The sequence below is a fragment of the Arthrobacter sp. NPDC097144 genome (genome assembly GCF_044762205.1).
Taxonomy (GTDB): domain Bacteria; phylum Actinomycetota; class Actinomycetes; order Actinomycetales; family Micrococcaceae; genus Arthrobacter_B.
The window spans coordinates 761,151-771,374 of the sequence record NZ_JBIWDW010000001.1; the positions used below are offsets into that span (position 1 = coordinate 761,151).

General features: G+C 65.9%; 9 protein-coding genes and 1 rRNA gene. 5 read left to right on the plus strand and 5 right to left on the minus strand.

The window, feature by feature from the left end:
* Positions 1-35 precede the first annotated feature (35 nt).
* From ACIQXM_RS03555 to ACIQXM_RS03570, 4 genes are all read right to left on the minus strand, one after another.
* Positions 36-851, minus strand: coding sequence for an ATP-binding cassette domain-containing protein (locus ACIQXM_RS03555; RefSeq protein WP_400927634.1), 816 nt, complete (start codon positions 849-851; stop codon positions 36-38).
* Positions 848-2,977, minus strand: coding sequence for a dipeptide/oligopeptide/nickel ABC transporter permease/ATP-binding protein (locus ACIQXM_RS03560; protein ID WP_400927637.1), 2,130 nt, complete (start codon positions 2,975-2,977; stop codon positions 848-850). The genes ACIQXM_RS03555 and ACIQXM_RS03560 overlap by 4 nt, the downstream gene beginning before the upstream one ends.
* Before the next feature lie 3 nt (positions 2,978-2,980).
* Complete coding sequence (locus ACIQXM_RS03565) at positions 2,981-3,940, minus strand: ABC transporter permease (protein ID WP_400927640.1); 960 nt, start codon at positions 3,938-3,940, stop codon at positions 2,981-2,983.
* Positions 3,941-4,024: 84 nt separating this feature from the next.
* Complete coding sequence (locus ACIQXM_RS03570; protein WP_400927643.1) at positions 4,025-5,629, minus strand: ABC transporter substrate-binding protein; 1,605 nt, start codon at positions 5,627-5,629, stop codon at positions 4,025-4,027.
* Between the two features lie 196 nt (positions 5,630-5,825).
* Here ACIQXM_RS03570 and ACIQXM_RS03575 point away from each other — a divergent pair, with 196 nt between their 5' ends.
* From ACIQXM_RS03575 to ACIQXM_RS03595, 5 genes are all read left to right on the plus strand, one after another.
* Complete coding sequence (locus ACIQXM_RS03575; RefSeq protein WP_400927646.1) at positions 5,826-6,590, plus strand: FadR/GntR family transcriptional regulator; 765 nt, start codon at positions 5,826-5,828, stop codon at positions 6,588-6,590.
* Positions 6,591-6,610: 20 nt separating this feature from the next.
* Positions 6,611-7,327: a glucosamine-6-phosphate deaminase gene (locus tag ACIQXM_RS03580; protein ID WP_400927649.1), complete on the plus strand. Its 717-nt coding sequence runs from the start codon at positions 6,611-6,613 to the stop codon at positions 7,325-7,327.
* The gene (locus ACIQXM_RS03585; protein ID WP_400927652.1) at positions 7,327-8,559 is read left to right on the plus strand and encodes an N-acetylglucosamine-6-phosphate deacetylase; all 1,233 of its coding nucleotides are present in this window, start codon (positions 7,327-7,329) and stop codon (positions 8,557-8,559) included. Before ACIQXM_RS03580 ends, ACIQXM_RS03585 begins: the two co-directional genes overlap by 1 nt.
* 221 nt (positions 8,560-8,780) lie before the next feature.
* Complete coding sequence (locus ACIQXM_RS03590; protein WP_400927655.1) at positions 8,781-9,428, plus strand: ThuA domain-containing protein; 648 nt, start codon at positions 8,781-8,783, stop codon at positions 9,426-9,428.
* 54 nt (positions 9,429-9,482) lie between these two features.
* Positions 9,483-9,830, plus strand: coding sequence for a hypothetical protein (locus ACIQXM_RS03595; RefSeq protein ID WP_400927658.1), 348 nt, complete (start codon positions 9,483-9,485; stop codon positions 9,828-9,830).
* A gap of 67 nt (positions 9,831-9,897) precedes the next feature.
* Here ACIQXM_RS03595 and rrf read toward each other — a convergent pair.
* A 5S ribosomal RNA gene (gene rrf / locus ACIQXM_RS03600) occupies positions 9,898-10,014 on the minus strand.
* Positions 10,015-10,224: the final 210 nt, after the last annotated feature.

Below are 10,224 nucleotides of genomic sequence, written 5' to 3' on the forward strand. Positions count from 1 at the left end.
GTGGAACAGATCAGTGCAGTGGAACAGAGTGAAAATCAGGGGTGCAGCAGGCTGGGCGCGGCGCCCAGGAGCTTGCGGGTGTACTCGTCTTCGGGGTGGGTGAAGACCTGTTCGGCCGGCCCTTCCTCGACGATCCGCCCGTAGTACATGACGCAGATCCGGTCGGAAACGTAGCGGACGGTCTGGATGTCATGCGAGATGAAGACCATGCCCAGGTTCAGCTCGCGCTTCAGGTCCGCAAGCAGGTTCAGCACCTGCGCCCGGACGGACACATCCAGGGCGGAGGTGGGTTCGTCGGCCACGATGACCGCCGGGTCCAGGGCCAGCGCGCGGGCAATGGCCACGCGCTGGCGCTGCCCGCCGGAGACCTGGTGCGGAGTGACTTCCGCGGCGGAGTACGGCAGTCCCACCAGGGCCAGCAGGTCCTTGACCTTGGCCGCCCGGGAGCGCGCATCGCCGATGCCGTGGACCTGCAGCGGATCGGTGAGGATGTCTTGGATGGTCATCCGCGGGTTCAGCGCGGTGGACGGATCCTGGAAGACGACGGCGACGTCCTGGCCAAAGTGCTTGCGGTCCGCGGCGCGGCGGATGCTGACCGGCTTGCCGTGGAACAGCACCTGCCCGGCGGTGGGTTCCTGCAGCCCCACCAGTACTGATGCCAGAGTGGACTTGCCGCAGCCGGACTCCCCCACCACCCCCACGGTTTCGCCGCGGCGGACCGTGAAGTCCACGCCGTCCACGGCCTTGACGATGTTGGGCCGGAAGATGGAGCCGGTGCGGCTGCGGTGATGGACCTTCAAACCCTTCAGCTCCAGGACCGGCACGTTCCCCATAGTCGTTTCGGTGCTCATGACTGTCCTTCGGCGCTGGTGCCGGCGGCGGCCAGGGTGGCGCCGTCGTCGTTGTGGCTGTCGGCCAGGTGGCTGGCCCAGAAATGGTCGCCCTCGCCCACGCGGACAAAGGACAGGACCTGGTCCGGATCGGCGTCCGGGCGCAGTGACCGTTCGGCAAACCGGTCACCGGCGGCGAACTCGCGCGGCGAGGGAACGGTGCCCTGGATCTGGTGGAGCCGGTCGGCGTCGGATTCGATGGAGAGTACGGCGCCGAGCAGGCCCCGGGTGTACTCATGCTGCGGGTTCCGCATGAGTTCGGAGGCTCCGGCGGATTCCACCACCTGCCCGGCGTACATGACAGTGATCCGGTGTGCCAGCGAGGCAACCAGGGCGAGGTCGTGGCTGACGAACACCATGGCAAAGCCCAGCTCCTCGCGCAGTTCGTTGAGCAGGTCCACCACCTGTTTCTGAACAGTGACGTCCAGGGCGGTGGTGGGTTCATCCGCCACAATGATCTTCGGCGAGCGGGAGAGCGCCATGGCCACGAGGACGCGCTGGCGCTGTCCGCCGGAGAGCTCGTGCGGGTAGCTCTTGAGCGTCCGGTCCGGATCCAGCTTCACCATTTCCAGCAGTTCGCGCGGCGTCTTGCGGCCGTTGCGGCGGGTCAGTTGCAGGAGCTGGTCCTTGATCAGCATGGACGGGTTGAGTGAGCTCAGTGCGTCCTGATAGACCATGGCGATCTGCTCGCCGCGCAGGCCGCGGTACAGGCGGTCCCGTTCCCGCGGATCGTTGGTGAGCAGTTCCTTGCCCTGGAAGGTGATGGAACCGCTGAGGACCGCGGTGGGAGGCAGCAGGCCCATGATGGCCAGCGAGGTGATCGACTTTCCGCAGCCGGACTCTCCCACCAGGCCCATGGTTTCGCCTTCGCGGACGGTGAAGCTGACCCGGTCCACAATGGCGGTGTCTCCGTAACGGCCGGGGAACCGGATGGACAGGTCCCGAACCTCAAGGATGACCGGTGCGTCCGCGGACACAGCGGGCAACCGGTCGGTGCGCTGCGCTTCCACCGCCGCCAGCAGCTGCAGTTCCTCGGCCAGTGCGGCCAGGGAGCCGGGCAGGTTGATCCGGGCGGCTGCGGGATCTGCGGGGCGCTGGGGATCGGCAGGCGCTGTCTCCGGATCGACGACGGCGTCCGCGGCAGGCGGAGCCGACGGCACGGCGGTGGCGGCTGCCAGCTTGACCGTGGCTTCCTTGACGGGAGCGGCACGGCGCATCCGCGGATTCACCATGGCGTCGGTGAGCCCTTCGGCCAGGATGTTCAGCGCCAGGACGGTGAGCAGGATGCTGATGCCGCCGAACGTCGTCGGCCACCAGGCGCCGCTGAAGACCACGTTGCGCCCGTCGGCCATCACGTTGCCCCAGGAGGCCGACGGCGGCTGGACGCCGGCGCCGAGGAAGGACAGGGATGCTTCGAGGATGATTGCGTCGGCCACCATGACGGTGGCGAACACCAGCACGGGGGCGGCGGTGTTGCGGATGACGTGCTTGGTCAGGATAAACAGCCGGCCGGCACCGATCACCCGTTCGGCGCGGACGTAGTCTTCGCCGTACTGGGCAAGCACATTGGCGCGGACCACGCGGGCCAGCTGCGGGGTGTAGACAATGGCAATGGCAAAGATGATCACCGGCACGGTGGAGCCGAAGAGGGTGAGCGAGTATTCCTTCAGGGCAAAGAGCAGCGCCGCTGCAAGGGCGATGCCGGGGAAGGCCATCATGATGTCCAGGATCCGCATGATGCCTTCGTTGACCCACTTGCGGGAGGTCGCGGCCAGGGCTCCGAGGACGGATCCCAGGATCACGGCCACGGCCACCGATCCCAGGCCGATGGCGGCTGAAACGCGGGCGCCGTAGAGCAGGCGGGAGAAGACGTCGTAGCTGGAGCCGTCGGTTCCCATCAGGTGGTCGCCGCCCGGAGGAAGAACCGGGGCACTGGATTCATTTTCCCCGAAGGGTGCCAGCGACGGGCCGGCAATGGCAACGAAGGCCACGATGATGAGGAAGGCCAGAGCCAGTTTGGAGCTGAGGTTCAGGGATTTGAAGCGGGCGCCTGAGCTGGCGAGCCGTTCAGCGAGTCCGTTGCGCATGCTTTATACCGTCCGGATCCGGGGATTGATGAGTACATAGAGGACATCCACCAGGATGTTGACGACCACGAAGGCGACGGCGATGGTCAGCACGGCGCCCTGGACCAGGTTGGTGTCCGAGGTGTTCAGGCCCACGATGATCAGGTCCCCCATGCCGTTGAGGCTGAAGATCTTTTCAATCACGACGGCGCCGCCCAGCAGGTAGCCCACCCGCAGGCCCAGCACGGTCACCGGAGTGACCAGGGCGTTGCGCAGCACGTTCTTGGCCACCACGGTGCGGTAGGGAACGCCGTTGCCGATGGCCGTGCGCACGTAGTCACGGTCCAGTTCTTCGACCATGGAGGTGCGCACCACGCGGATCAGCGAGGCGGACACCGGAATGCCCAGGGCCAGGGCGGGCAGGGCCATGGAGTACATCCAGCCCACAAAGCCGTACTGTTCGGCCCAGGCCATTCCGCCGGTGGGGAAAATGGAGCCGGCGGGCAGGGCCAGCCACTGGATGAGCAGGATGGCCAGCCAGAAGGACGGCGTGGCAATGGCTGCGATGGAGAAGACGCGGATGAGCTGGTCCGGCCAGCGGTCCCGGTACAGGGCGCTCGTCACGCCCAGGACCAGTGACAGGACAACGGCAAGCAGGATGCCCAGCAGGGTCAGCTGCAGGGTTACCGGAAAGGCGGTGGCAATTTTGGAAGCCACGGATTCTTCGGGCGGGTTGGTGTAGCCGAAGTCCAGCCGGATCACGCCGCCGAGGTAGCGCAGGAACTGGATGAGCAGTGAATCGTTCAGTCCGCGGGCTTCACGGAAGGCGTCTTTGGCCTCTTCGCTGGCGTTTTCACCCAGGACGGCGGTGGCGCGGTCTGCCGGGATTACGGACAGGACGATGAAGACCATGATGGTCACGCCCAGCAGCATGAACGGCAGGGCTGCCAGCCTGCGGCCAAGCAGTCGCAATAGTGTAGCCATGTTTTTTGTTTCTCCAAGTGGTGCGGGCCGTACTGCCGGCGCGGGGTTCGTGGGGGATGTCCCCCGCGCCGGCAGTGCGGGGTATTACTTCCGGCCAACCCCTACGAAGGAGAGGCCGGTTGTTGGCAGCGGCGCGAAGCCGTCAAGGGTCCCGCTGTCCCAGGCGGTGGGCAGCTGGCGGTGGAAGAGCGGGTACAGCGGCGCTTCTTCGGCCACAATGTCGACGACGGCGGCGTGCACCTTCTTCGCTTCGGCCGGATCCAGCTGCACTGCCTTGTCCAGCTTTGCCTGGACATCGGCATATTCCGGGGTTCCGGACCAGGCCATGCGGTTCTTGGCCCAGGTGTCACCGCGGTAGAACCAGCTCAGGAGCAGGTCGCCGTCGTTGCCGAAGACGGAGGGATCGCCCGGGGCCACCAGGACGTCGAAGTTCTGGCCGCCCACCTTTTCCGGTGCGTAGACCGCGGCGGACTGCAGGGGCTCCAGGGTGGTGGTGATGCCGATGGCGTCCCAGTTCTCCTTGATCAGCGGAGTCACGCGGGTGACCCAGCCGGCGTCGGTGGAGGTCAGCGTGATGGTCAGGTTCTCCATCCCGGCTTCCTTCAGCAGCGCCTTGGCCTTCTCCGGGTCGTAGCCGTAAACCGTGGAGGCTTCGCTGTAGGAGGGGTGGCCCTTCTGGAAGTAGGAGGTGGCCGCCGCCGCGTTGCCCAGCAGGGCCTTGGAGATGATGTCCTCGGTGTTCGTGGCGTAGTGCAGTGCCTGGCGCACCCGCTTGTCGGCAAACTTCTCCGACGCGCAGTTGAACATCAGGAACAGCAGGCCGAAGGACTGGACGGATTCGACGTCGAGCTTGGCCTTCAGCTGGTCCACGTCCAGGTAGGGAATGTCCTCGATCGCCTGGACGCGGGACGGAACCGCGGCCACGCGCGCTGCGGGGTCCGCCAGCAGCAGCCAGGTCATGTCGGTTACCTTGGCAGGGTAGGAGCCGTTGTATTCCTCGAACTTCTTGAACACAATCCGGTCTTCCTTGACCGCTGAGACAAACTTGTACGGGCCGCTGCCCACCGGTGCCAGGTCAAACGCGGCCTGGTTCGAGGCCAGTGCCTTGGGAACAATCTTGACCACGGAGATGCGGGGGCCGAATTCGGCGAAGGGGTACTTCAGCTTGAACTCCACTGCGTCGCCGTCGGCGATGACGGAGGCGATGAAGGGGACAAAGCCTGCAAAGAGGGACTTGTTGGCCGGGTCGAGGACCCGCTCAAAGGAGTAGACGACGTCGTCGGCAGTGACGGGTTCGCCGTTGTGGAACGTGGCTCCTTCGCGGAGCGTCACGCGGTAGGTGGTCTCGTCGACTTTCTCGGGCTCTGCGGCCGCCAGCGCCAGGTACGGCTCGCGGGTGGCCGGGTGCAGCTCGGTCAGGCCTTCGAAGATGTGGAGGTTGGCGGCTACCGGGGTTGCACCGGTGGCGGTCATTGGATCGAATCCCGTGGACAGGGAGTAGGAGATCCCCGCCTCGATGGAGTCGGCTGCTGCTTTGCCGCCGCCGGTGGCTGCGGTGGAGCCTCCGGGGCTGCAGGCGGCCAGCGAGCCGGCAAAGGCGGACGCAGTGCCCAGGACCCCGGCAATGCGGAGGAAGTCGCGGCGGCTGGCGTTCCGGAGGAATCCGGTGCTTTCAGTGGTTTTGCTCATGGTGTCTCACCAATCGGGGTGGGAGCGGACATCGGACGTAGGACATCCCATGCGGGTTGAGTAGACTGTAGGCTGAATCACACAACCGGGTCAAGCACGTCACTCTGTGAGCGCTCGGTTCCACCGTGCAGGACGGCGGTCTGCCTGCCTGCACGTGGAATCCCCGGCACCACCCGTTTCCGAAGGAGTTTCGATTTTGGCGAACGACACCGCCCCGCTTTCCCGCGACTCCCCCGCAGGGACCGCTTCCGGCCGGGCGCCGCGGTTCAGCGCCCAGGCACGCCTTGCTGCCCTGCAGAAGGACATCATGGACCTGATTCTGGAAAGCAATCTTGAAGCCGGAAGCCCGCTGCCCACCGAAGCTGAGCTCTGCGCCACGCTGGGCGTTGGGCGTAATACCCTGCGGGAGTCGCTGAAGGTCCTGCAGGCCCTGGGCGTGGTGGAGATCAGACACGGTTACGGCATGTTCGTGGCACCAACGAACTTGGATGCGCTGACGGCGGGGCTGACCTTCCGTGGCCGGCTTTCCCTGCGGCAGCAGGGCAAGGAAGCGCTGGAGCTCGTGGATGTCCGGCAAACCCTCGAGTCCGGCCTGATCGGCCAGGCCATGAGCCTGATGACCGAGGAACATTTGGCCCGCATCGAAGACACCGTGCGGGAAATGGAGTCCCTGGCGGATGAGGGCCGCCCGCTGGCAGGAGTGGACTCGGAATTTCACCGTCAGCTTTTTGCACCGCTGGACAATGAGCTGCTGACCCACCTCATGTCCGTGTTCTGGGACGTGTACAGCCAAATACATGCTGCCGCCGGCATGAAGGCCGCCAATCTTCACTCCACCGCCCTGCGGCACCGGGAAATCTACGAAGCCGTCCGCAGCGGAGACAAAGCGCTGGCTTCAGACCGCCTCAACAGCCATTTTGACGGCATCCGCGAAGCCATCGCGAAGCTGGTCAAGCGATGAACAACCACGGGAAAGGACCCATGGAACTCCTCATTCTCAAAAGCCCGGAAGAAGCCGGAGCCGCTGCCGCCGCCGTCGTGCGCGAGTGCGTCCGGGCCCGGCCGGATGCTGTCCTGGGCTTTGCCACCGGCTCTTCGCCGCTGCCGCTCTATGATGCGCTGGCCGGCTCCGATGAAGATTTCTCCCGCGTCACCGGTTTCGCACTGGATGAATACGTGGGACTGCCGCCCGGGGATCCGCGCAGCTACGCCTCAGTCATTGACGATGAGGTCACCCGGCGGCTCGGGCTGCAGTCCGGTGCCGTCCATGTACCGGATGTGTCCGCGCCGGACCTCGACGCCTCGGCCAAGGACTACGAACAGGCCATCCAGGCCGCCGGCGGAGTCGACCTGCAGATTCTGGGCATCGGCCACAACGGCCACCTGGCCTTCAACGAACCGGGTGCCCCCTTCGATTCGCGGACCCGGGTGGAAACCCTGACGGAACGCACCCGCACCGCCAATGCCCGGTTCTTCGATTCCCCGGAGGAAGTTCCCACGCTCTGCCTGACCCAGGGCATCGGAACCATCCTTGAAGCGCGCCATCTGCTCCTCATTGCCCACGGTGCCGACAAGGCTGACATCGTTGCCCGCGCCCTGCAGGGTCCCGTCACCCCGGACTGCCCGGCCTCGGCCCTGCAGCTGCACGGCCGTGTCACCGTAGTCCTGGACAAGGCTGCCGCCGGCGGACTCAAGTGATGATCCCGGGCGGTCTCCCCGAGCCGGTGACGGTTCTCCGGGGCACGGCCCTGCTGGACTCGCGGCTGGTTGCGGACAGCGCCGTCGCGGTTGCCGGAAGCGAGATCTTCTACGCAGGGCCACGGGCCGGACTGGCCCGGGTGCTCGCGGACCGGGGAACCGACGTCGACGGCGCCGCTTTGCTGGATCTTGCCCCCGGACAGATTGCCGTCCCCGGCCTGGTGGACGTGCACACCCACGGCGGATACGGAACGGATTTTCCCTCCGCTGATGCTGCCTCCGCCCGGAAAGCTGTGCACCGGATGCATGCTGCCGGCACCACCACGTTGCTGGCCAGCCTGGTCACTGCTGCTCCCGCCGATCTGCTCGCCGGGATGGAGGTGTTCGCCGGGCTGGCTGAAACCGGGGACGTTGCCGGTATCCATCTGGAGGGGCCCTTCCTGTCCGCAGCGCGCTGCGGCGCCCAGGATCCGCGCTGGCTGCTGACGCCGGATCCCGTCTTCGCTCAAGCTCTCATCACGGCCGGCCGCGGATACCTGCGCACCATGACCTACGCGCCGGAGCTGCCCGGTGCCGATGACCTCGTGGACCTGCTGGCCGCGCATTCCGTGGTCCCGTCCATGGGCCACACGGCAGCTGCAGCGCAGGACGCCGCCGCTTCCCTCGCGCGCGCCGCCGCCGGGCTCCGGCCCCGGCCGGGTGCCGTTCCCACCGTGACCCATCTGTTTAACGGCATGGACCCCATCCACCACCGCTCCCCCGGGGCCGTCACCGCCGCCCTGCGTGCAGCCCGCGCCGGTGCCGCCGTCGTCGAACTTATCGCTGACAACACGCATCTGGATCCCTATCTGGTGGGGTCCATGTTCGAGCTGCTCGGCGCGGACAACATCACCCTGGTGACAGACGCCATGGCTGCTGCGGGTCTCTCGGACGGGAAGTACCGGCTGGGACCGGCCGACGTTGAGGTCCGCAACGGGGTGGCGCGGCTGGAGTCCGGGGCAATTGCCGGCGGCACGGCCAGCATGCTGGATCTGGTGCGCAATGCCGTTGCAGCAGGCGTTCCGGTGGAGGATGCCCTGCATTCCGCCACCGAAGTTCCGGCCCGGGTGCTCGGAATGTCCGGGGATGCGGGAACTCTTTCAGCCGGAGCGCGCGCAGATATCCTGGTGCTCGATCCGGATCTTCACCTGAACCGTGTCCTGCGCCGCGGCGTCTGGATTGCCGAAGCCTAAGGCAGTGGTAGTGTCGCTGACAACACGCGGGCGCCGCCCCGGTGCGGCCGGCAACGTCCTGTTTCCGTTTCCGCCGCTTGGGTTCATGGACGACAGGTACAGTCCTTGCCGTATACAGAGATCACAGCGTTGGATTCAGAGGTCACAGCTTTCGCGCCGCCGGTGGTGTTGCCGTATACGGGAGGCAGCGCCGGCACGCTGCGTGCGGCAGGTGCAAGGTGATGAGCGCACCCACGGCGTTACTCCTCAGCGGCACGGGACGGTATGCGGATCAAGGGCATCCGTTCGCAGCGACCTCCGAGGCACTGGCAGCCCTGTTAGGTGAGGCAGGGTTCGACGTCGTGGCGGCGGCGGATGTGGACGCGGCGCTGGAATGGCTGACCAGCCCCTGGAACTGGCCCGATCTGCTGGCCGTCAACATCGGAAATCCCTCAGACCCGGCGCCTTCCCCCGGCCCTGCAGCCGCGGCCGGGTTGCGCGCCTGGTTGGCCGGCGACCGCCCCCTGCTGGGGCTCCACTCCAGTTCCACGGCCTTCCCGGACCTGCCGGAATGGAAACCAGCACTGGGCGGGCACTTGGTCCCCGAAACATCCTTGCACCCCGAGTACGGATCCGCGAAGGTGTTGGTCACTAACGGTTTCGGCCCCTTAGGCGCAGATCTTTCCGGCCCCGCAGATTTTTCCGGCGGGGACGCCGTTCTGCATCCGCTGGTGTGGTCCCACCAGCGCGCCGGCGGCGGGCGAAGCTTCTACGATGCCCTCGGACACGATGCAGCCTCTTTCGACTCCCCCGGGCACCGGCAGCTGCTGCGACGCGGGATTGACTGGCTTTCCGCGTCGGGTCCCGCAGAATCTTCGGGCGTTGGCTAGCCTGCCGGTTCGTTTCAGGTCCCAGGTAAACCGGTGAATCGCCAAGGAGGAAGCATGCTTCAGCAAGAACTCATGGTGTTGGGCCAGTACGTCGCATACACCGGCGAAGATGTGCCCGTCCGGGAGGAACCTCCACGCCCGGGCCGTCCGTCCACGCTCTGCCACGGGCATCCGGGGCGCATCACCGACCCGATGCAGGAACACATCATTGCTGACTGGGTGGGCATCGAGGACACGCCCTTCAGCTGGGCCAACGGCTTCAGCGTGACGTATCGCGGCGGGCCCTGCCCTGGGCTGGACCCCCTGACTGAGCAAGAGTACGAACTACGCAAGGACCGCATCGCCCGGGGATTGCATCCCTTCACCGGGGCGAATGCAGTTGAAGGGTCCCCCGGCCAATAAGCCGGGGTTAAACAGTTCAGGCCCGTACCATCACTGGTACGGGCCTGAACCTCTGAACATAAAGTATGTCCGGCGGTGACCTACTCTCCCACACCCTCCCGGATGCAGTACCATCGGCGCTGTGGGTCTTAGCTTCCGGGTTCGGAATGGGACCGGGCGTTTCCCCCACGCTATGACCGCCGTAACCCTCACACCCGCAACACCACCCACAAAAAGAGTGTGGTGAAGGGGAAATCTTTGGGTCACGACCAGGACACCATCCCTGGCATCCCGTCATGAACACGGTGATTCTTCTTTATCGACCACCCACACATAATCCCCGGTTAAGGAGACCAGTATGGTGGTCGTGTTCCACGGGTAACAAACCCCTCGGGTTTGTTGTCCGGGAACCACA

Excerpts from the sequence above, each read along its gene's own strand:
- ACIQXM_RS03555 (WP_400927634.1), bottom strand. The coding sequence starts at position 851 with ATGAGCACCGAAACGACTATGGGGAACGTGCCGGTCCTGGAGCTGAAG.
- ACIQXM_RS03560 (WP_400927637.1), bottom strand. The coding sequence starts at position 2,977 with ATGCGCAACGGACTCGCTGAACGGCTCGCCAGCTCAGGCGCCCGCTTC.
- ACIQXM_RS03565 (WP_400927640.1), bottom strand. The coding sequence starts at position 3,940 with ATGGCTACACTATTGCGACTGCTTGGCCGCAGGCTGGCAGCCCTGCCG.
- ACIQXM_RS03570 (WP_400927643.1), bottom strand. The coding sequence starts at position 5,629 with ATGAGCAAAACCACTGAAAGCACCGGATTCCTCCGGAACGCCAGCCGC.
- ACIQXM_RS03580 (WP_400927649.1), top strand. The coding sequence starts at position 6,611 with ATGGAACTCCTCATTCTCAAAAGCCCGGAAGAAGCCGGAGCCGCTGCC.
- ACIQXM_RS03585 (WP_400927652.1), top strand. The coding sequence starts at position 7,327 with ATGATCCCGGGCGGTCTCCCCGAGCCGGTGACGGTTCTCCGGGGCACG.
- ACIQXM_RS03590 (WP_400927655.1), top strand. The coding sequence starts at position 8,781 with ATGAGCGCACCCACGGCGTTACTCCTCAGCGGCACGGGACGGTATGCG.
- ACIQXM_RS03595 (WP_400927658.1), top strand. The coding sequence starts at position 9,483 with ATGCTTCAGCAAGAACTCATGGTGTTGGGCCAGTACGTCGCATACACC.